The sequence below is a fragment of the Streptomyces sp. NPDC002623 genome (assembly GCF_053592635.1).
Genome location: NZ_JBSFWB010000008.1, coordinates 332,369 through 354,089, shown reverse-complemented (window position 1 = coordinate 354,089; position 21,721 = coordinate 332,369). Strand labels below are relative to the sequence as shown.

Sequence of the window (21,721 nt, the reverse complement as noted above, 5' to 3'; positions counted from 1 at the left end):
GGCATGTAGGTGTTAATGCGACTCGAGTGCGGAACGAGAGCTATGTACGAGGAACAGCAACAACCGGCCGTCAGCCCCCAGAGCGCCGTCGAACACGGACCCCTCGCGGGTTTCACCGTGGGCGTGACGGCCGCGCGCCGGGCCGAGGAGCTCGGCGTGCTGCTCCAGCGGCGCGGGGCGGCGGTGCTGCACGCGCCCGCCCTGCGGATCGTGCCGCTCGCGGACGACGGTGAGCTGCTCGCCGCCACCAAGGACCTCATCGACCAGGCTCCGGACGTCGTCGTCGCCACCACCGCCATCGGCTTCCGCGGCTGGGTCGAGGCCGCCGACGGCTGGGGGCTCGGCGAACAGCTGCTCGCCCGGCTCGGCGGCGTCGAGCTGCTGGCCCGCGGCCCCAAGGTCAAGGGCGCGGTACGGGCCGCCGGACTGACGGAGGAGTGGTCGCCGTCCAGCGAGTCCATGGCCGAGGTGCTCGACCGGCTCCTGGAGGAGGGCGTCGACGGGCGCCGGGTCGCCGTCCAGTTGCACGGCGAGCCGCTGCCGGGGTTCGTGGAGTCGCTCAGGGCCGCCGGCGCGGAGGTCGTCGGGGTGCCCGTCTACCGGTGGATGCCGCCGGAGGACATCGCGCCGCTCGACCGGCTCCTCGACGCCGCCGTCACCCGCGGACTGGACGCGATCACCTTCACCAGCGCCCCCGCGGCCGCCTCGCTCCTGTCCCGGGCGGAGGAGCGCGGGCTGCTGTCCGAGCTGCTCGCCGCCCTGCACCACGACGTCGTGCCGGCCTGCGTCGGCCCGGTCACCGCGCTGCCGCTGCAGGCGCGGGGCGTGGACACCGTCCAGCCGGAGCGGTTCCGGCTCGGGCCGCTCGTGCAGCTGCTGTGCAAGGAGCTGCCGGGGCGGGCCCGGGCGCTGCCGGTCGCCGGGCACCGGGTGGAGATCCGGGGGCATGCGGTACTGGTGGACGGCTGTCTGAAGCCGGTGCCTCCGGCGGGGATGTCGCTGCTGCGGGCGCTGTCGCGGCGGCCGGGGTGGGTGGTGCCGCGGTCCGATCTGCTGCGGGCGCTGCCGGGGGCCGGGCGGGACGAGCATGCCGTCGAGACGGCGATGGCCCGGCTGCGGACGGCCCTTGGCGCGCCGAAGCTGATCCAGACGGTGGTGAAGCGGGGGTATCGGCTGGCGTTGGATCCGGCGGCCGACGCGAAGTACTCCGACGGTTAGGCGGGGTCTCGCCTCGCCGCCGCTTGCCGTGCCGTCTCTGGGGGCTCTGCCCCCAGGCCCCCGTTCGGCCCCGAAAGGGCCTTGTCCTCAATCGCCGGACGGGCTAGTTGTAACCACCGTGCGCTGGCACTGTTAGGGGAACTGTTCTCCCGGACGACGCCCGAGGTGGTGGCGTATGGAGTTCCATGAGCTGCGGTTCGATGCCGGGCGGAGTTGTCTCGACCTGCTGGCGACCAGTCATCCCCATGAACACCTGGACGCCGTAGCGCCGTTGTGCGCCTGGATCCACGGGTCCGGGCTGGTGCCGCCGGACACCCCGCTCGGGCACGCCGACGGGTCGTGGCCGGTGGCGTTTCGGGAACTGCGGCGGAACATCGGGCAGTTGGTGCACGGGTGGGTCGTGCACCATGCCGTCGGGCCGTACGACCTCGCGCTGGCCCGGATCAACGACCTCGCCCGGGTCGCGCCCCCGACCCCCCGTGCCGTGCGCGGCGAAGACGGGGCGCTCGTGCGGGCTTTGGACCGTCCGCCCGGGTGCGCCGCCTTGCTCGCGGCCGTCGCACGGGACACGGTGGAGCTGCTCACGGATCCCGTCGCCCGGGCGGACCTGAGGCAGTGTGCGGGGGACAACTGCCCGATCGTGTACCTCGACACCTCCCGGGGACGTCGGCGGCGCTGGTGCTCCAGCGAGGTCTGCGGGAACCGGGAAAGGGTGGCTCGGCACCGGCGGAGGGCAGCGCTCACACCCAGGTGAGGGGGCGTTATGTCCCTTCTGTGGAGCGGGCGTCGAAGTGATTTCGATTACACATCGTTTACTCGTGTCGCCCGTCGGGCAGTCGTCGCGATCTTGCCTGTGTGGCGGAAATGTAAAGAAAACAAGGGGGGAATGTGCCCCCATGTCCCCCTCGTCATGACACCCGGAAGAAAAGTGTCCCCGCGGTTTGAACACTCAACACCCCGCTTGCGTACCCGTCGTCGAGCGACCGACTGGGGGAACCCCCGGACACCGGAGGTGGGCGTGCGCAAGGATGCGGCCGTGGCCAATGAACGTGGATCGAGGGCCCGACATCGCATGTCCCAGCCCTCGGAACCTGACGAGGAGCTGATGCGTGCTCTGTATCGGGAGCATGCCGGACCCCTGCTTGCGTATGTCCTGCGCCTGGTTGCCGGAGATCGGCAGCGTGCCGAGGACGTCGTGCAGGAGACGCTCATCCGTGCCTGGAAGAACGCCGGTCAGCTCAATCGAGCGACCGGATCGGTACGCCCCTGGCTGGTGACGGTCGCACGCCGCATCGTCATCGACGGCCACCGCAGCCGGCAGGCCCGGCCGCAGGAGGTCGACCCGTCGCCGCTGGAGGTCATTCCTGCGGAGGACGAGATCGACAAGGCGCTGTGGCTGATGACGCTGTCCGACGCGCTCGACGACCTGACCCCGGCCCACCGGGAGGTGCTCGTCGAGACGTACTTCAAGGGGCGTACCGTCAACGAGGCGGCCGAGACGCTGGGCATACCCAGCGGCACCGTGCGCTCACGGGTGTTCTACGCCCTGCGGTCGATGAAGCTGGCTCTGGAGGAGCGGGGGGTGACGGCGTGATGAGCGTATACGGGGGATTCGGAGCAGGTGGTTCGGGTATGTCTGGCCCCATGCAGGGATCAATGGGATCTCCGAGCCCGAGCGAGCACGAGACCGTCGGCGCCTACGCCCTCGGCATCCTCGACGACGCCGAGGCGACCGCCTTCGAGATGCACCTCGCCGGCTGCGAGTGGTGCGCTCAGCAACTCGACGAGCTCGCCGGCATGGAGCCCATGCTGGCCGCCCTCGCGGACCTGCCGGGCACCGGCACGCCCGCGATCGGCGAGTCCCTGTCCGCCCGTCCCAGCCCGCGCCTCGCGGAACGGCTGGTCGACGAGGTGTCGGACCGCCGCGCGCAGAAACGTCGCCGCTCCTTCTTCCTGGTCGCGGCCGCGGCCGCGCTGATCATCGGCGGCCCGCTCACCGTGCTGGCGGCGACCGGCGGCGACAACGGCACCAAGGGCACCGAGGCGAGCGCCACCAAGTCGGCCAACTCCGCCAAGGACACCTTCGCGACCCTCACCGACCGGGTCTCCGCGACCGACTCCGCCTCCAAGGTCACGGCGACCGTCGCCATGGGCGAGAAGGCGTGGGGCACGGAGATCGGCGTCGAACTGAAGAACGTGACCGGTCCGGAGAAGTGCTCGCTCATCGCCGTCGGCAAGAACGGCGAGCGCGAGACGGTCTCCTCCTGGTCCGTTCCGGAGTGGGGCTACGGCATCGCCAACGCCAAGACCGAGCAGGCCAAGAACCCGCTCTACGTCGTCGGCGGCGCCGCATTCAGCGCCAATGAGATCGATCACTTCGAGGTCATGACCTTCGACGGCAAGAAGCTCGTCCAGATCGAGGCGTAGCGTACGTAGCTTTGCCGGGTCCCCTTCGCGTACGGTTGACGGCTGCCCAGCACGTCAGAAGGGGGCCCGGTGGCCGCACAGGCTCAGCAGGAAACCGCGGTCGGCGCCGCGTCCGACTCGGTCCGAGAGCGCGAGATCAGCGTCGAACAGGAACACCTAGACCGGGTGTACCGGCGTCTCGAGGAGAAGATCCACGAGGCGGAGTTCCTCATGAACGACGCGGCCAAGCGTGGCCAGGTCGGCACACCCGGCGCGCTCGCCGAACGGGACGCGCAGGTCTTCCGCGCAGGAGTACATCTCAACCGGCTCAACAACGAGTTCGAGGACTTCTTGTTCGGGCGGATCGACCTCCTCCTCGGGAAGGACGGCAAGAAGGGCCCGGACGGCGCCTACACCGCCGTGGAGCCTGCGGAGGGGACCGTCAGGACCGACAACACCGCAGACATCGCCGAAACCCTCCACATCGGCCGGATCGGCGTCCTCGACTCCGAGTACGCCCCGCTCGTCATCGACTGGCGGGCGCCCGCCGCCGCGCCCTTCTACCGCTCCACCCCGGTCGACCCGGGGCGCGTGGTGCGCCGTCGGGTGATCCGCTCCAAGGGACGTCGCGTCCTGGGCGTCGAGGACGACCTGATGCGCCCCGAGCTGACGGCCCTCCTCGACGGCGAGGAACTGGCCGTCATCGGCGACGGCGCTCTCATGGCCGCCCTCGGGCAGGCCCGCAGCCACACCATGCGCGACATCGTCGCCTCCATCCAGGCCGAGCAGGACCTGGTCATCCGCGCCCCCGCCGCCTCCGTCACCTACGTCGAGGGCGGCCCGGGCACCGGGAAGACCGCCGTCGCGCTGCACCGGGCCGCCTATCTGCTCTACCAGGACCGACGCCGGTACGCGGGCGGCATCCTGATCGTCTCGCCCACACCCCTGCTGGTCGCCTACACCGAGGGCGTGCTGCCCTCCCTCGGCGAGGAGGGCCAGGTCGCCATCCGCGCCATCGGCTCCCTCGTCGACGGCGCCGAGGCCACCCTGTACGACTCCCCGGCGGTGGCCCGGGCCAAGGGCTCGTACCGGATGCTGAAGGTGCTGCGGAAGGCCGCGCGCGGAGCGCTGGAGTCCGGCGGCAGTGGCAGTGGCAGCAGCAGCGGCAGGGGCGGTGGCCACGGGCAGCTGTCCTTCGGCGAGCCCGACGAGCCCGCCGCCCCCGCCGGCACCCCCACCCGCCTGCGGGTCGTCGCCTTCGGCCGCCGGCTGGAGCTGGAGGCCGCCGACCTGGACCGCGTCCGGCAGAGCGCCCTCAGCGGCACCGCCCCCGTCAACCTGCTGCGCCCCCGCGCCCGCAAGCTCCTCCTGGACGCCCTGTGGGAGCGCTCCGGCGCGGCGGGCCGGCACACCGACGCCGAGCTCGCCGCCGAACTGCGCTCGTCCTTCGACGAGGACGTGACCACCGAGGACGCGTTCATCGCCTTCCTCGACGCCTGGTGGCCCGAGCTGACCCCGCAGGCCGTCCTCACCGCCATGGCCGACGAGCGGCGGCTCGGCCGCTGGGCCCGGCGGATCCTCAACCCCGGCGAGGTCCGCCGGGTCGCCCGCTCCCTCAAGCGGGACGGCCGCTCCGTGCACGACATCGCCATGCTCGACGAGCTCCAGGCGATCGTCGGCACCCCGGCCCGCCCGCGCAAACGGCGCGAGCTGGACCCGCTGGACCAGCTCACCGGCCTGGAGGAGCTGATGCCGGTGCGCGAGGAGACCCAGCGCGAGCGCGCCGAGCGGCTCGCCCAGGAGCGCGTCGAGTACGCGCACGTCATCGTGGACGAGGCCCAGGACCTCACGCCGATGCAGTGGCGGATGGTCGGCCGCCGCGGCCGGCACGCCACCTGGACGGTGGTCGGCGACCCGGCCCAGTCCTCCTGGTCCGACCCCGACGAGGCGGCCGAGGCCCGTGACGAGGCCCTCGGCAGCCGCCCCCGCCGCCGCTTCCAGCTGACCGTGAACTACCGCAACCCGGCCGAGATCGCCGAGCTGGCCGCCAAGGTGCTCGCGCTGGCCATGCCCGGCGCCGAGTCCCCGTCGGCGGTCCGCTCCACGGGCGTCGTGCCCCGCTTCACCGCCCTGCACGGCACCCTGGGCGCGACTGTCCGCGCGGAGGCCGAGCGGCTGCTGCAGCGGGTCGACGGCACCGTCGGCGTCGTCGTCGCCATGAACCGCCGCGAGGAGGCCCGCCGCTGGCTCACCGGCCTCGGCGACCGCGTGGTGGCCCTCGGCAGCCTGGAGGCCAAGGGCCTGGAGTACGACGCGACGGTCGTCGTCTCCCCGGCGGAGATCGCGGACGAGTCCCCGGCAGGGCTGCGCGTGCTGTACGTGGCCCTGACCCGGGCCACCCAGCAGCTGACGGTGGTCTCGGCGGACCGCGACGACCCGGACGCGAACGGAGTGCCCGACCTCCTCAGAGACTGATTCCTGTGAAGTCCCCGGACGGGAATGGTGTTCGGGCATCCGTTTGTTAGCCTGGTCGTGACACCGGCTCGATCCAAGCCCCCGGGCCCAACCTTCGTCGCTACGAGCGACCACTTGCCGCGAGGCGAGCATGGCGGGTCGGTGTCATGAACGTCGGAGAGGCCCACATCACCCAGTGATGTGGGCCTCTCCCATGAAGTCATTGAGAACAAAACGATCGCAATCCAGGGCGGCTTTCACGTACTCGTCGGTAGGTGCGACGATCGGACGGCAATCCCGCCACCCAGCAGTGCAGAGGAAGTCGGCCATGGCAACGGCGCCCAGCGTCTCCTACTCGATCACGGTCCGTCTGGAGGTGCCCGCGAGCGGAACGGCGGTCTCCCAGATCACCACGGCCGTGGAGTCCCACGGAGGCTCGGTGACCGGCCTCGACGTCACCGCCTCCGGCCACGAGAAGCTCCGCATCGACGTCACCATCGCCGCCACCTCCACCGCGCACGCCGACGAGATCGTCGAGCAGCTGCGCGGCATCGAGGGCGTCACCCTCGGCAAGGTCTCCGACCGTACGTTCCTGATGCACCTCGGCGGCAAGATCGAGATGCAGTCCAAGCACCCCATCCGCAACCGTGACGACCTCTCGATGATCTACACCCCGGGTGTGGCCCGGGTCTGCATGGCGATCGCCGAGAACCCCGAGGACGCCCGCCGCCTCACCATCAAGCGCAACTCCGTTGCGGTCGTGACGGACGGCTCGGCCGTGCTGGGCCTCGGCAACATCGGCCCGAAGGCCGCGCTGCCGGTCATGGAGGGCAAGGCGGCCCTCTTCAAGCGGTTCGCCGGCATCGACGCCTGGCCGCTGTGCCTGGACACCCAGGACACCGACGCGATCGTCGAGATCGTCAAGGCCATCGCCCCCGGCTTCGCGGGCATCAACCTCGAGGACATCTCCGCCCCCCGCTGCTTCGAGATCGAGGCCCGGCTGCGCGAGGCCCTCGACATCCCGGTCTTCCACGACGACCAGCACGGCACCGCGATCGTCGTCCTCGCCTCCCTCACGAACGCCCTGCGTGTCGTGGGCAAGGGCATAGGGGACGTACGGGTCGTCATGTCCGGCGCCGGCGCAGCCGGCACGGCCATCCTCAAGCTGCTGCTCGCGGCCGGCGTGAAGAACGCGGTCGTCGCCGACATCCACGGCGTCGTCCACGCGGACCGCGCCGACCTCGTCGACGCGGCCCAGGACTCGGCGCTGCGCTGGATCGCCGACAACACCAACCCCGAGGGCCTCACCGGCACCCTGAAGGAGGCCGTGCGCGGCGCCGACGTCTTCATCGGCGTCTCCGCCCCGAACGTGCTCGACGGCACCGACGTGGCCGCGATGGCCGAGGACGCGATCGTGTTCGCGCTCGCGAACCCGGACCCCGAGGTGGACCCGACGATCGCCCGTCAGACGGCCGCCGTCGTGGCCACCGGCCGCTCCGACTTCCCCAACCAGATCAACAACGTGCTGGTCTTCCCGGGTGTCTTCCGCGGCCTGCTGGACGCGCAGTCCCGCACGGTCAACACCGAGATGATGCTCGCGGCCGCGAAGGCCCTCGCCGAGGTCGTGAGCGACGACGAGCTGAACGCGAACTACATCATCCCGAGCGTCTTCAACGACAAGGTCGCGGGCGCGGTGGCGGGCGCGGTGCGGGACGCCGCGAAGGCGGCGGGCGCGTCGGCCTCGTAGGCTCTGTCGCGTAAGGTGCGGGGGCTGTGCGGCTGTGAGGATCGCCACGGTGGCCCCCGCAACGGCGCGTCGCGGAACCTCGTGCCGATCGCGGCCCTTTAGGGTTGCGCCGAGCTAAGCGTCCTTCGTGTGGCACCCATGTGACACACATGGGTTGTCTCACGCCTCCGTGCGGGTGCCGGATTGGCTTTCCCGCCGCAGGTAGGGGCAGGATGCGTCTCTGGGCGCGAGCACAACGACTTCGCTGTGCCCCACATGCGGCTCCGCCGCGTGGCACGCCTCAACGGCAAGAAGAACACGGGAGTAACAACATGAACCGCAGTGAGCTGGTGGCCGCGCTGGCCGACCGCGCCGAGGTGACCCGCAAGGACGCCGACGCAGTGCTGGCCGCGTTCGCCGAGGTCGTCGGCGACATCGTCTCCAAGGGCGACGAGAAGGTCACCATCCCCGGCTTCCTGACCTTCGAGCGCACCCACCGTGCCGCTCGCACCGCGCGCAACCCGCAGACCGGCGACCCGATCCAGATCCCGGCCGGCTACAGCGTGAAGGTCTCCGCGGGCTCGAAGCTCAAGGAAGCGGCCAAGGGTAAGTAAGCGCTCCGCTGCGAGCGCCGTGGTCAACGACGAGGGGGCGGCACCCGGGACTCCGGGTGCCGCCCCCTCGTGGTTGACGTCAAGAATGGCCTCAAACGCCGGCCGGGCTGATGTGGCCGGCCCTGGCTGACGGGTGTTAGCCGAGTGCCTTGCCTGGGAGTTCGACCTTTGCGCCCAGTTCCATGAGCTTGTCCATGAAGTTCTCGTAGCCGCGGTTGATGAGGTCGATGCCGTGGACGCGGGAGGTGCCCTGGGCCGCGAGGGCGGCGATCAGGTACGAGAAGCCGCCGCGGAGGTCGGGGATGACCAGATCGGCGCCCTGGAGCTTGGTGGGGCCCGACACGACCGCGGAGTGCAGGAAGTTGCGCTGTCCGAAGCGGCAGTCGGAGCTGCCGAGGCACTCGCGGTAGAGCTGGATGTGCGCGCCCATCTGGTTGAGCGCCGAGGTGAAGCCCAGCCGGGACTCGTAGACCGTCTCGTGGACGATCGACAGGCCCGTGGCCTGCGTGAGGGCGACGACCAGTGGCTGCTGCCAGTCCGTCTGGAAACCGGGGTGCACATCCGTCTCGAGGGCGATGGACTTCAACTGGCCGCCCGGGTGCCAGAAGCGGATGCCCTCGTCGTCGATCTCGAACGCGCCGCCCACCTTGCGGTAGGTGTTCAGGAACGTCATCATCGAGCGCTGCTGGGCGCCGCGGACGTAGATGTTGCCTTCCGTCGCCAGCGCCGCGCTCGCCCAGGAGGCGGCCTCCAGACGGTCCGACAGGGCCGCGTGGTTGTAACCGCCGAGCTTGTCCACACCGGTGACGCGGATCGTGCGGTCGGTGTCCATCGCGATGATGGCGCCCATCTTCTGCAGCACGCAGATGAGGTCCTCGATCTCCGGCTCCACGGCCGCGTTCGAGAGCTCGGTGACGCCCTCCGCCAGGACCGCCGTCAGCAGCACCTGCTCGGTCGCGCCGACGGACGGGTACGGCAGCCGGATCTTCGTGCCGCGCAGCCGCCGCGGCGCCTCCAGGTACTGCCCGTCCGCCCGCTTCTCGATCGTCGCGCCGAACTGCCGCAGCACCTCGAAGTGGAAGTCGATGGGCCGGCCGCCGATGTCGCAGCCGCCGAGGCCGGGGATGAAGGCGTGGCCGAGACGGTGCAGCAGCGGACCGCACAGCAGGATCGGGATGCGGCTCGAGCCCGCGTGGGCGTCGATGTCGGCGACGTTGGCGCTCTCCACATAGGTCGGGTCGAGCACCAGCTCGCCCGGCTCCTCGCCCGGACGGACCGTCACCCCGTGCAGTTGCAGCAGGCCGCGTACGACCCGCACGTCTCGGATGTCCGGAACGTTGCGCAGCCGACTCGGCTCACTGCCCAGCAGGGCGGCGACCATGGCCTTGGGTACGAGGTTCTTCGCACCGCGGACACGGATCTCGCCCTCGAGCGGGGTTCCGCCGTGGACAAGCAGTACGTCGTCAGAGCCGTTGACGGTCATGTATCTCGCGTTCCATGGATGGTGGATTGGGTGGGGACAGCGGCCATCGGGTCGGGGCAAGGGGCCAGAGGAGACAGAGTAATCGCCGTCGACCCCTGTCCCGTAAGCCCAAGGACCGCTCAGCAACGTCATAGCTGTGTCACAACACGAACGGTTTCCCGCCGGGCACATGGGGTCACCATCAGGGCCCGTTCCGTTCGTGCGCCCGCACCGCATCCGTGTGCCCGACCTGCGCCTGCTCTCCGAGCTCCGATTGCCTCCCCCATTCACGGGAAGATGCGGGATCATGTCTGGCATGACCGAGGTGTCCTCGCTCACAGGGCGGCTGCTCGTGGCAACGCCCGCCCTGGCGGACCCGAACTTCGACCGTGCGGTGGTGCTCCTTCTCGACCACGACGAGGAGGGCTCCCTAGGTGTCGTCCTCAACCGGCCCACCCCGGTGGGCGTGAGCGACATCCTGGAGGGCTGGGCGGACCTCACCGGTGAGCCCGGCGTCGTCTTCCAGGGCGGCCCGGTGTCCCTCGACTCCGCCCTCGGGGTCGCCGTCATCCCGGGCGGCACGGGCCTCGACGGCGCCCCGCTCGGCTGGCGCCGGGTGCACGGCGCCATCGGCCTCGTCGACCTGGAGGCCCCGCCGGAGCTCCTCGCCTCGGCCCTCGGCTCCCTGCGGATCTTCGCCGGGTACGCCGGCTGGGGTCCCGGCCAGCTGGAGGACGAGCTGGTGGAGGGCGCCTGGTACGTCGTGGAGTCCGAGCCGGGCGACGTCTCCTCGCCGTCCCCGCAGAGACTCTGGCGCGAGGTGCTGCGCCGCCAGCGCAGCGAGCTGGCGATGGTGGCGACGTATCCGGACGACGCCTCGCTCAACTGACGCGCAGGTGATGCGCGTGAGCTTCGCTGCGCGGCTTCAGTACCCTTGGCGGTATGAGCACTCTTGAGCCCGAGCGCGGGACTGGTACGGGGACCCTCGTAGAGCCGACGCCGCAGGTGTCGCACGGCGACGGGGACCACGAGCGCTACGCCCACTACGTCCAGAAGGACAAGATCATGGCGAGCGCCCTCGACGGGACGCCCGTCGTGGCGCTGTGCGGCAAGGTCTGGGTGCCCGGCCGCGACCCGAAGAAGTACCCCGTGTGCCCCATGTGCAAGGAGATCTTCGAGTCCATGGCCGGCGGCGGCGACGACAAGGGCAAGGGCGGCGACAAGAAGTAGTCGACCTCAGTAGTCGGCCTGAAGCAGTCGGCTCACCTCGGCTGGCTCGGCTCACCTTTCCGGAGGCCCTCGGGCGCGTTTCGGCGCGCTTCGGGGGCCTTTGGCGTGTTTGGTGTGGCGCTTGCCGTTGCACGGGATGCGTCAAGTGGTCACAGAGTGGTTGAGACCTCTTGTCGACGTGTTCATGTAGTCCCTAGCCTCCGGTGTGTTGTGCAGAGCAAAACAGCCATTGCATATGTTGCAACGCTCGGAGGATCGCTCCATGAAGCTCCCCACCAGACTGCTCCCCACCAGACTGGCCGTGCTCGCGGCCGCCGCCCTGGTCGCCACCGCATGTGCCCCCCAGACGTCCGACAACTCCTCTTCCGACACGGACGCGAAGACGGGCACCCTGCGTGTCTGGCTCTTCCAGGAGGTCGGCAACAAGCCGAAGGAACAGGTCGTCGACTCCGTCGTCACCGCCTTCGAGAAGGCCCACAAGGGCACGAAGGTCGCCGTCGAGTACATCCCGATCGACACCCGCGCCCAGCGCGTCAAGGCCGCCTTCAACGACCCCAAGTCGGCCCCCGACGTCATGGAGTACGGCAACACCGACACGGCCGGATACGTCCACGACGGCGGACTCCTCGACGTCACGAAGGACTTCGGCGACTGGAGCGAGACCAAGGACACCGACCCCACCGCCAAACAGTCCGTCACCGTCGACGGCAAGCTCTACGGCGCCCCCTTCTACGTGGGCGTCCGCGCCCTCTACTACCGCACGGACGTCTTCGAGGAACTCGGCCTCACGGTCCCGAAGACCATGGCCGAGCTGGCGACGACCGCCCGCAAGATCCGCGCCGCCGAGCCCGACCTGTACGGCCTGGTCGTCGGCGGGGCCTACACCTACGGCGCGATGCCCTTCGTCTGGGCCAACGGCGGGGAGCTCGCCAACGGCAAGAGCGGCTCGTACGCCTCCGCCATCGACAGCGCGGCCGCCCAGAAGGGCATCACGGCGTACACCTCGCTCTTCTCCGACGACAACTGCCCCGCCGCCAAGTGCGCGGGCATGGGCGGCAACGACAGCGTCACCGCGTTCGCGGCCGGCAAGGCGGGCATGGTGATCGGCGGCGACTTCAGCCACACGGCCGTGGAGGCGGGCGCGGTGAAGGGCAAGTACGCCGTCGTGCCGCTGCCGGGTGTGACGTCCGGCTCGATCGCTCCGGCGTTCGCGGGCGGCAACAACATCGGCGTGCTGAAGAGCACGACGCACCGCACGCTCGCGGTGCAGCTGATGGAGGCCCTCGCCGGCAAGAAGACGCAGGCCTCGCTGTTCGACGCGATGGGCTTCCTGCCCACCTTCACGGACGTCCGGGACGCGGCCGCCGCGAAGGAGCCGTTCGTGAAGCCGTTCGTGCAGACGCTGGCCGCCGGCACCAAGTTCGTGCCCGCGTCGCCCGCCTGGTCGCAGATCGACTCCCAGCTGGTCGTGCCGACCATGTTCCAGGAGGTCATCAGCGGCAAGAAGGACGTGGCGGGGGCTTCGACGGAGGCGGCGAAGAAGATGGACGCGGCGTTCGGCTCCATCGGGTGACGCCGGGTACGCCTCATAGCTCGGGGGGCGCGGAGCGTTTGCGGCTGCGGGCCGGTGGGGGCCGCTCGCGCCCACGCGGCGGCAGCCGCACGTTCAGTACGGCCCCGCGCCCCTTGGCGGGCTCCAGCACTCCTTGGCTTTATCTCGCCCCCGCTCTCGTCGTCCTCGCCGCGCTTCTCGCCTACCCCGTCTATCAGCTCGGGCTGATCTCGCTCTTCCGTTACACCCAGGCGCAGGTCAGCGGTGGGCAGCCGACCGTGTTCCGGGGGTTCGGGAACTACGCCGACGTGTTCTCGGACGATCAGTTCTGGCAGGTGCTTCTCTCGACGGTCGTGTTCGCGGCCGCCTGTGTCGTCTCCACGCTCGCCGTCGGCTGCGCGCTCGCCGTGCTGCTCACGCGCGTGCGTGCCGTGCCCCGGCTCGCGCTGATGCTGGCCGCGCTGGGCGCCTGGGCGACGCCGGCGGTCACCGGATCCACGGTGTGGCTGCTGCTGTTCGACCCCGACTTCGGTCCGGTCAACCGGCTGTTGGGACTCGGCGACCACTCCTGGACGTACGGCCGCTACAGCGCCTTCCTCCTGGTGCTCCTCGAAGTGGTGTGGTGCTCCTTTCCGTTCGTGATGGTCACCGTCTACGCCGGGATCCGCGCCGTCCCGTCGGAGGTGCTGGAGGCCGCCGAACTGGACGGCGCCTCGCAGTGGCGGGTCTGGCGGTCCGTGCTGGCCCCGATGCTCCGGCCGATCCTCGTGGTCGTCACCATCCAGTCGGTCATCTGGGACTTCAAGGTCTTCACCCAGATCTATGTGATGACGAACGGCGGCGGCATCGCCGGGCAGAACCTCGTCCTGAACGTCTACGCCTACCAACAGGCCTTCGCGTCCTCGCAGTACGGCCTCGGCGCGGCGATCGGCGTCGTGATGCTGCTGATCCTGCTCGCCGTCACCCTGGTCTACCTGCGGCTGCTGCGGCGGCAGGGGGAGGAACTGTGAACCGTTCCCGGCGATGGCTTTCCGACGCGGTGGCCCTGCTCGTCGCCGTCGTGGTCGCCTTCCCGCTCTACTGGATGGTGCTGAGCGCCTTCAAACCGGCCGGGGAGATCGAGTCCAGCGAGCCCCGGCCATGGACCCTGACACCCTCTCTGGATTCTTTCCGGCGCGTGTTCGGACAGCAGGAATTCGGTCGTTACTTCCTCAACAGTCTTGTCGTGGCGTGCGCGGTGGTGATCGTCTCCGGGGTGATCGCGTTTCTCGCCGCGACCGCCGTGACCCGATTCCGGTTCCGCTTCCGGACCACCTTGCTGATCATGTTCCTGGTGGCCCAGATGGTGCCCGTGGAGGCGCTGACGATCCCCTTGTTCTTCCTCATGCGGGACTTCGGCCAGTTGAACACCCTGGGGTCGCTGATCCTGCCGCACATCGCCTTCTCGCTGCCCTTCGCGATCTGGATGCTGAGGGGGTTCGTGAAAGCGGTTCCGGAGGCGCTGGAGGAGGCCGCGTACCTCGACGGGGCGAGCCGTACGCGCTTTCTGTGGCAGATCCTTTTTCCGCTCGTCCTGCCGGGGCTGGTGGCCACGAGCGTGTTTTCCTTCATCTCCGCGTGGAACGACTTCCTCTTCGCCAAGTCCTTCATCATCAGCGACACCTCGCAGTCGACGCTGCCGATGGCCCTGCTGGTCTTCTACAAGCCGGACGATCCCGACTGGGGCGGCGTGATGGCCGGCTCCACGGTGATGACGATTCCGGTGCTGGTGTTCTTCGTACTCGTACAGCGACGACTGGTCTCCGGGCTGGGCGGAGCGGTTAAGGACTGACGTGACTTCGACGACCGGACTGATTCCGGCGCCCGCGACACTGCGGGACCTGCCCTCCGCGGGCGGCTTCGTGCTCGACGAGGCCACGGTGATCGACGCCGGGCCCGGCACGGAGGCGACCGCCCGCTGGCTGCGCGGCGCCCTCGGCGCGGCGACGGGCCTCGCGCTGCCGCCGGGCGCGGGGGACGACGGCGGGACCGTCCGGCTGCGGATCCGGCCGGAGGACGCCGGCCACCTCGGCCCGGAGGGCTACAAGCTGTACGTCGACAGCGACGACATCACCCTGCACGGGGGCGGTCCCGCAGGAGTGTTCTGGGCCGCCCAGACGCTCCGTCAACTGCTCGGCCCCGACGCCTTCCGGCGTGCCCCCGTGGCCCCCGGCCGGCAGTGGCTCGTACCCGGGACTTTCGTCGAGGACACGCCCCGTTTCGGCTGGCGCGGCCTCATGCTCGACGTGGCCCGCCACTTCATGCCCAAGGAAGGCGTTCTGCGCTACCTGGATCTGATGGCGGCGCACAAACTCAACGTCTTCCACTTCCATCTGACGGACGATCAGGGCTGGCGGATCGAGATCAGGAGGCACCCCCGGCTGGCCGAGGTCGGTTCCTGGCGGGCGCGCACGAAATTCGGCCATCGCGCCTCACCGCTGTGGGACGACAAGCCGCACGGTGGCTACTACACGCAGGACGACATCCGGGAGATCGTCGCCTACGCCGCCGAGCGGCATATCACCGTCGTCCCCGAAATCGATCTGCCCGGCCACTCGCAGGCCGCGATCGCCGCGTACCCGGAACTCGGCAACACCGACGTCATCGACACCTCGGTCCTCTCCGTGTGGGACACCTGGGGGATCAATCCCAACGTACTCGCCCCCACCGACAACACCCTGCGCTTCTACGAGGGGGTCTTCGAGGAACTGCTGGAGCTGTTCCCCTCGGAGTTCATTCATGTCGGGGGTGACGAATGTCCCAAGGACCAGTGGCGGCAGTCGCCGACCGCGCAGACGCGCATCAGGGAACTCGGGCTCGCGGACGAGGACCAGCTGCAGTCCTGGTTCATCGGCCACTTCGACCAGTGGCTCTCCGCGCGCGGGCGCAGGCTCATCGGCTGGGACGAGATCCTGGAGGGCGGGCTCGCGGAGGGCGCGGCCGTGTCGTCCTGGCGTGGCTACGCGGGCGGGATCGCCGCCGCGCGGGCCGGGCACGACGTCGTGATGTGCCCCGAGCAGCAGGTCTACCTGGACCACCGGCAGGCGCCCGGCGAGGACGAGCCCGTGCCGATCGGCTTTGTGCGCACCCTGGAGGACGTCTACCGGTTCGAGCCCGTTCCCGGGGAGTTGACGTCGCAGGAGGCGCGGCACGTGCTCGGCACGCAGGCCAACCTGTGGACCGAGGTGATGGAGGACCACGCGCGCGTGGACTACCAGGCCTTCCCGCGGCTCGCCGCCTTCGCCGAGGTCGCCTGGAGTTCCCTGCCCGCCGCGCGCCACCGGGACTTCGCCGACTTCGAGCGACGGATGGAAGCCCACTACGGGCGACTTGACGCGTCGGGCGTCGGCTACCGCCCGCCGGCCGGGCCCCGGCCCTGGCAGCGGCGGCCCGGTGTCCTCGGGCGTCCGATCGACGGTCCGCCCCCGAACCGGTGATACCGCGCGTCACGGAAAAACCCCGGCAGGGTCACCGAAGAGTGGCAATTCACGCGCACCGGTGATGCCGTACAAAACGGACCATCTCTACGGCGAGGTGGGCGAATGCCTCCTAGCGGACCCCCGCGTTCGGGTGTTGCGAAGATGTGCCAGAGTTGCCACGTCCGCCCTGTCAGCACGTACCGTACGGCAACACAGGTGGGACCAGGTGGGGCAGCGGGAAGGGGCAGCCGGTTTTGAGCACGCACGCACCGCAGGCGGCGCAGGCCGTCACGCTGCCCACGTCGCTGGACGAGGCCGTGGCGGCGCTCGCGGCCATGCCCGCAGCCGTTCCGGTGGCCGGCGGCACGGACCTGATGGCCGCCGTCAACTCCGGGCAGCTCAGGCCCGCCGGGCTGGTCGGCCTCGGCCGGATCAGCGAGATCCGCGGCTGGCAGTACCAGGACGGCCACGCGCTGCTCGGCGCCGGACTCACCCACGCGCGCATGGGCCGCCCCGACTTCGCCGCGCTCATCCCGGCGCTCGCCGCCGCCGCGCGCGCCGCGGGCCCGCCGCAGATCCGCAACGCGGGCACCCTGGGCGGCAACATCGCCTCGGCCGCCCCCACGGGCGACGCGCTGCCTGTACTGGCCGCGCTGGAGGCGACCCTGATCATCGCGGGCCAGGGCGGAGCCCGCCGGGAGATCCCGGTGTCGCACCTGCTGGCCGGCATGGAGATGCTGCGCGGCGGCGAACTCATCGGGTACGTGCGCGTGCCGCTGCTGCACGCCCCGCAGGTCTTCCTGAAGGCCACCGGCCGCACCGGACCGGGCCGCGCGGTGGCCTCGGTGGCGCTGGTCCTCGACCCCGCCCGGCGTGGCGTCAGATGCGCCGTCGGAGCCATAGCGCCGATGCCGCTGCGGCCCCTGGAGGCCGAGCAGTGGGTCGCCCGGCTGATCGACTGGGACAACAGCCGCACGATCGTCCCGGAGGCGCTGACCGCCTTCGGGGAGTACGTCGCAGCCGCCTGCATCCCCGACCCGGTGCCGGGCGTGGACGGCTCCGTACCGGAACTTCCGCCTGCCGTACTGCACCTGCGGCGCACCGTCGCCGCGCTGGCCCGACGAGCACTGGGGAGGGCGCTGTCGTGACCGACGACCAGCACGGACCCGGACACGGACAGGACACCGGTCGGGAGCAGGGCGCTCCGCAGGGCGGCGGCCGCTGGGACCCGCTGCCCCAGGGGGACTACGACGACGGCGCGACCGCCTTCGTGAAGCTCCCCGAAGGCGGCATCGACGCCCTGCTGGCCGCCCGCGGCGCCGACCCGCTCGCCGCGCCGGGCCACGGGTACGTGCCGCCGCAGATAGCGGTCGCGCCCCCGACCGACGACGCCGCGACCTGGGCGGCCCCGCCCGGCGGCACCGACTGGCCCGCCCCGCAGGGCACCCCGCAGACGGTGGGCGACGACCGGTTCTCGTACCGCCCGGGCTCGACCGGCCAGTGGTCCTTCGACGACAACTCGGCGGCCCAGGGCGCACCGCAGCCCGCCCCCGGCCACGATGTGACCGGCCAGTGGTCGATCCCCGTCGCGGGCGGCGACCTTCCGGACGAATCGGGCGAGTTCACCACATCGGCCCTGGTCGAACAGTGGGGCGGCACGCCCCCGGCCACCCTGCCCGGCGGCGCGTCCGCGCCCTGGGCGACGGGCACCACCGACACCACCGGCACGGCGAACCAGGCATGGGGCCGGCCCACGGACCAGACCGACATGGCGGCGCGACCGGCGACGGACACGCCCCCGTACGGACTCGCGCCGCAGCACACGCCCGCGCACGGGACGGGGTACGCGCCGGAGCACGACACGCCGGCCGCCGACCACGACCGGCGCCACCCCGCACCCGACTACACCGGCCACCCCGAGCACCACGCCCACCCCGCCGAAGCGTTCGCCCCGGACGGCCAGGCCGCCCCGGAGGTCTCCGCCGAGGCGTACACGGTGCCCCCGAACAGCCCCGCGGAGGCCGCTAGGCGGGCCGCTGAGGCCGACGGGGCCACCGAGGGCCCCGGGGGCCCGGAGCGCGCCCACGAGGCCGCCCACGGCCCCGCTGGGCCGTCCGCCGAACCCGCTGCCGCGCACGGGGACCCCCGAGACCCGGCGGACACGCCCGACGACGAGCCGTCCGAAGGCGCGACGGCGCCCGAGGCGGACGCGGAGACGGACGAGGCGACCCCCGAGACCGCCGACACGCCCGACGACGCCCCGTCGCCGTTCCACGAGGAACACCCCCTCGCGGCCTACGTGCTGCGCGTCAACGGCTCCGACCGCCCCGTCACCGACGCCTGGATCGGCGAGTCGCTGCTCTACGTCCTGCGCGAGCGCCTCGGCCTCGCCGGCGCCAAGGACGGCTGCTCGCAGGGCGAGTGCGGAGCCTGCAACGTCCAGGTCGACGGCCGGCTCGTCGCCTCCTGCCTGGTCCCGGCCGTCACCACCGCCGGCAGCGAGATCCGCACAGTCGAGGGCCTGGCCGTCGACGGCCGGCCCTCGGACGTGCAGCGGGCCCTCGCCAAGTGCGGGGCCGTGCAGTGCGGGTTCTGCGTGCCCGGCATGGCGATGACCGTGCACGACCTGCTCGAGGGCAACCCGGCGCCGACCGAGCTGGAGACCCGCCAGGCCCTGTGCGGCAACCTGTGCCGCTGCTCCGGCTACCGGGGCGTCCTGCGGGCCGTCAAGGACGTCGTCGCCGAACGCGAGGCGCACGCCGAGGCCGAGTCCAACGGGGACGAGGCCCGCATTCCCCACCAGGCCGGCCCGGGCGCGGGCGGCGTCCACGTGTCGGCGTTCGAGAACCCGGCACAGCCCCACCCGCATGACCCGGCATACGGCCAGGGCCAGGGCCAGGACGGAGGCCAGGCGTGAGCAACGAAGCAGCCACCGCGACGAACCCCGCGGAGGCGGCCCCCGCCTCCGAGCCGATCCCGCACGGCCTCGGCGCGTCCCTGCAGCCCGCCGACGCGCGCGCCAAGACGGAGGGCACCTTCCCGTACGCGGCCGACCTGTGGGCCGAGGGCCTGCTGTGGGCGGCCGTGCTGCGCTCACCGCACCCGCACGCGCGCATCGTGTCCATCGACACGTCCCACGCGCGGGAGATGCCCGGTGTACGGGCCGTCATCACCCACGAGGACGTCCCCGGGCGCGCGTTGCACGGTCGCGGCAAGGCCGACCGGCCGGTGTTCGCCTCCGACGTCGTACGCCACCACGGCGAGCCCATCGCCGCCGTCGCCGCCGACCACCCGGACACCGCGCGGATGGCCGCCGCGGCCGTCATCGTCGAGTACGAGGCGCTCGACCCGGTGATCGACCCCGAGCAGGCCTTCGAAGCGGAGCCCCTGCACCCCGACGGCAACCTGATCCGGCACATCCCGCTGCACCACGGCGACCCGGCCGCGGCCGGCGAGATCGTCGTCGAGGGCCAGTACCGGATCGGCCGCGCCGACCCCGCCCCGATCGGCGCCGAGGCCGGCCTCGCCGTGCCCCGTCCCGACGGCGGCGTCGAGCTCTACCTGGCCTCCACCGACCCGCACACCGACCGGGACACGGCCGCCGCCTGCTACGGCCTCGAACCCGAACGGGTGAAGATCGTCGTCACCGGGGTGCCCGGCGCCACCGCCGACCGCGAGGACCAGGGCTTCCAGCTCCCGCTCGGGCTGCTCGCCCTGAAGACCGGCTGCCCGGTGAAACTGACGGCCACGCGCGAGGAGTCGTTCCTCGGCCACGCCCACCGGCATCCCACCCTGCTGCGCTACCGCCACCACGCGGACGCCGAGGGCCGGCTGGTGAAGGTCGAGGCGCAGATCCTGCTGGACGCGGGCGCCTACGCCGACACCTCCGCCGAGGCCCTGGCCGCCGCCGTCTCCTTCGCCTGCGGCCCCTATGTCGTCCCGAACGCCTTCATCGAGGGCTGGGCGGTCCGTACGAACAACCCGCCGTCGGGCCATGTGCGCGGCGAGGGCGCGATGCAGGTGTGCGCCGCCTACGAGGCGCAGATGGACAAGCTGGCGAAGAAGCTCGGCGTCGACCCGGCGGAGCTGCGGCTGCGCAACGTCATGGCCACCGGCGACGTCCTGCCGACCGGCCAGACCGTGACCTGCCCGGCCCCCGTCGCCGAACTCCTCCAGGCCGTCCAGGAGTTCCCGCTCCCGGCACTGCCCAAGGACACGCCCGAGGAGGACTGGCTGCTGCCCGGCGGCCCCGAGGGCGCGGGCGAACCGGGCGCGGTGCGCCGGGGCGTGGGCTACGGCCTCGGCATGGTGCACATGCTGGGCGCGGAGGGCGCGGACGAGGTCTCCACGGCGACCGTCAAGGTCCAGGACGGCATCGCCACGGTCCTGTGCGCGGCGGTCGAGACGGGCCAGGGCTTCACGACGCTGGCCCGCCAGATCGTCCAGGAGACGCTCGGCGTCGACGAGGTGCACGTGGCGCCCGTGGACACCGACCAGCCCCCCGCGGGCCCCGGCTGCCGCGGCCGCCACACCTGGGTCTCCGGCGGCGCGGTGGAACGCGCGGCCAAGATGGTCCGCACGCAGTTGCTCCAGCCCCTGGCGCACAAGTTCGGCATGTCCACGGAGTTGCTCCAGATCACCGACGGCAAGATCACCTCGTACGACGGCGTCCTGTCGACGACCGTCACGGAGGAGATGCACGGCAAGGAGCTGTGGGCGACGGCACAGTGCCGCCCGCACCCGACCGAGCCGCTGGACGCGGCCGGCCAGGGCGACGCCTTCGTCGGCCTCGCGTTCTGCGCGATCCGCGCGGTCGTCGACGTCGACATCGAGCTCGGCTCGGTACGCGTCGTGGAACTCGCCGTCGCCCAGGACGTCGGCCGGATCCTCAACCCCGCGCAGCTCACCGCCCGCATCGAGGCGGGCGTGACACAGGGCGTCGGCATCGCCCTCACCGAGAACCTGCGCACCCCCAGAGGCCTGATCCGCCACCCCGACCTCACCGGCTACGCGCTGCCCACGGCCCTGGACGCCCCGGACATCCAGATCGTCAAACTGGTCGAGGAGCGGGACGTCGTCGCGCCGTTCGGGGCGAAGGCCGCCAGCGCGGTCCCGGTGGTGACCTCGCCGGCGGCGATCGCCTCCGCCGTACGGGCCGCGACGGGCCGCCCGGTGAACCGGCTGCCGATAAGGCCCCAGGCCGCGGTGGTGACGGACCGGTGAGCGAGCGGGATCCGGCCGCTGCCTCGGCTTCGGCCCCTGCTTCGGATCCGGACGCCCGGCAGTACGAACCCCCGCCGAGCGTGGGCAAGTTGCTGGGCTGGATCCTGCTGTTCGTGGTGGCGGCGGTGGTCGTGGTGCTCGGCGGCGTCTACCTGACCTGAGACGTCACCTGAGACGTCACCTGAGACGTCGCCCGAGACGCCGCCTGAGACGTCACCTGAGTCGCCGAGGGAACGTGTGAGGGTGTTCTGGCGTCTGTCAGTGTGTGGGACCGGCGTCCGGCGTCCCGTGTGCTGGGTGTTGTCGCTGGTCGGGGCCGTTGTCAGTGGTGCCGCGTAGGCTGCGGAGCAGTGGGACGGCGCACGCAACTTTCCGCAC

At 71.4% G+C, this 21,721-nt stretch carries 18 protein-coding genes; 17 read left to right on the top strand and 1 reads right to left on the bottom strand.

Annotation, left to right across the window (positions count from 1 at the left end):
* Positions 1-42 precede the first annotated feature (42 nt).
* The 7 genes from ACWD4O_RS17875 to ACWD4O_RS17845 all read left to right on the top strand — a co-directional run bounded on the left by ACWD4O_RS17875 (position 43) and on the right by ACWD4O_RS17845 (position 8,418).
* A complete protein-coding gene (locus ACWD4O_RS17875; RefSeq protein ID WP_451280782.1) occupies positions 43-1,218 on the top strand; it encodes a uroporphyrinogen-III synthase in 1,176 nt (391 codons plus the stop codon).
* 175 nt (positions 1,219-1,393) lie between these two features.
* On the top strand, positions 1,394-1,972 hold the full coding sequence (locus ACWD4O_RS17870; protein ID WP_451280780.1) for a CGNR zinc finger domain-containing protein: 579 nt from the start codon (positions 1,394-1,396) through the stop codon (positions 1,970-1,972).
* A 318-nt stretch (positions 1,973-2,290) separates the two neighbouring features.
* A complete protein-coding gene (locus ACWD4O_RS17865) occupies positions 2,291-2,812 on the top strand; it encodes a sigma-70 family RNA polymerase sigma factor (protein ID WP_010039908.1) in 522 nt (173 codons plus the stop codon).
* A gap of 50 nt (positions 2,813-2,862) precedes the next feature.
* Positions 2,863-3,645 carry an anti-sigma factor family protein gene (locus ACWD4O_RS17860; RefSeq protein ID WP_358805318.1) on the top strand — a complete coding sequence of 261 codons (783 nt, stop codon included), beginning with the start codon at positions 2,863-2,865 and terminating at the stop codon, positions 3,643-3,645.
* 69 nt (positions 3,646-3,714) lie between these two features.
* Positions 3,715-6,099 carry a HelD family protein gene (locus ACWD4O_RS17855; RefSeq protein WP_451280778.1) on the top strand — a complete coding sequence of 795 codons (2,385 nt, stop codon included), beginning with the start codon at positions 3,715-3,717 and terminating at the stop codon, positions 6,097-6,099.
* 307 nt (positions 6,100-6,406) lie between these two features.
* Entirely contained in the window at positions 6,407-7,825 is a 1,419-nt protein-coding gene (locus ACWD4O_RS17850; protein WP_451280776.1) for a malic enzyme-like NAD(P)-binding protein, read from the top strand.
* Positions 7,826-8,136: 311 nt separating this feature from the next.
* Positions 8,137-8,418, top strand: a complete 282-nt coding sequence (locus tag ACWD4O_RS17845) for an HU family DNA-binding protein (RefSeq protein ID WP_004000874.1) — start codon at positions 8,137-8,139, stop codon at positions 8,416-8,418.
* A 136-nt stretch (positions 8,419-8,554) separates the two neighbouring features.
* Here the strand turns inward: ACWD4O_RS17845 and murA are convergent, their stop codons facing one another.
* Positions 8,555-9,901, bottom strand: coding sequence for a UDP-N-acetylglucosamine 1-carboxyvinyltransferase (murA, locus tag ACWD4O_RS17840; protein WP_451280773.1), 1,347 nt, complete (start codon positions 9,899-9,901; stop codon positions 8,555-8,557).
* 295 nt (positions 9,902-10,196) lie between these two features.
* On the opposite strand from murA, the gene ACWD4O_RS17835 reads away from it, so the two are divergent.
* The 10 genes from ACWD4O_RS17835 (at position 10,197) to ACWD4O_RS17790 (ending at position 21,504) form a co-directional block, all read left to right on the top strand.
* Complete coding sequence (locus ACWD4O_RS17835) at positions 10,197-10,769, top strand: YqgE/AlgH family protein (protein WP_451280771.1); 573 nt, start codon at positions 10,197-10,199, stop codon at positions 10,767-10,769.
* A 53-nt stretch (positions 10,770-10,822) separates the two neighbouring features.
* Positions 10,823-11,110: a DUF3039 domain-containing protein gene (locus ACWD4O_RS17830; protein WP_351911809.1), complete on the top strand. Its 288-nt coding sequence runs from the start codon at positions 10,823-10,825 to the stop codon at positions 11,108-11,110.
* Positions 11,111-11,372: 262 nt separating this feature from the next.
* Positions 11,373-12,683, top strand: a complete 1,311-nt coding sequence (locus tag ACWD4O_RS17825; RefSeq protein ID WP_451280769.1) for an extracellular solute-binding protein — start codon at positions 11,373-11,375, stop codon at positions 12,681-12,683.
* A 44-nt stretch (positions 12,684-12,727) separates the two neighbouring features.
* On the top strand, positions 12,728-13,672 hold the full coding sequence (locus ACWD4O_RS17820) for a carbohydrate ABC transporter permease (RefSeq protein ID WP_451280879.1): 945 nt from the start codon (positions 12,728-12,730) through the stop codon (positions 13,670-13,672).
* Complete coding sequence (locus ACWD4O_RS17815; protein WP_450945603.1) at positions 13,669-14,493, top strand: carbohydrate ABC transporter permease; 825 nt, start codon at positions 13,669-13,671, stop codon at positions 14,491-14,493. The genes ACWD4O_RS17820 and ACWD4O_RS17815 overlap by 4 nt, the downstream gene beginning before the upstream one ends.
* A gap of 1 nt (position 14,494) precedes the next feature.
* Positions 14,495-16,138 (top strand): beta-N-acetylhexosaminidase, encoded by a 1,644-nt coding sequence (locus tag ACWD4O_RS17810; RefSeq protein ID WP_451280767.1) that lies wholly within the window; start codon positions 14,495-14,497, stop codon positions 16,136-16,138.
* 236 nt (positions 16,139-16,374) lie between these two features.
* Positions 16,375-17,268, top strand: coding sequence for an FAD binding domain-containing protein (locus tag ACWD4O_RS17805; RefSeq protein WP_451280765.1), 894 nt, complete (start codon positions 16,375-16,377; stop codon positions 17,266-17,268).
* Positions 17,265-19,037, top strand: coding sequence for a 2Fe-2S iron-sulfur cluster-binding protein (locus tag ACWD4O_RS17800; RefSeq protein WP_451280763.1), 1,773 nt, complete (start codon positions 17,265-17,267; stop codon positions 19,035-19,037). The genes ACWD4O_RS17805 and ACWD4O_RS17800 overlap by 4 nt, the downstream gene beginning before the upstream one ends.
* A complete protein-coding gene (locus ACWD4O_RS17795) occupies positions 19,034-21,343 on the top strand; it encodes a xanthine dehydrogenase family protein molybdopterin-binding subunit (protein ID WP_451280761.1) in 2,310 nt (769 codons plus the stop codon). Before ACWD4O_RS17800 ends, ACWD4O_RS17795 begins: the two co-directional genes overlap by 4 nt.
* The gene (locus tag ACWD4O_RS17790) at positions 21,340-21,504 is read left to right on the top strand and encodes a hypothetical protein (protein WP_451280759.1); all 165 of its coding nucleotides are present in this window, start codon (positions 21,340-21,342) and stop codon (positions 21,502-21,504) included. Before ACWD4O_RS17795 ends, ACWD4O_RS17790 begins: the two co-directional genes overlap by 4 nt.
* Positions 21,505-21,721: the final 217 nt, after the last annotated feature.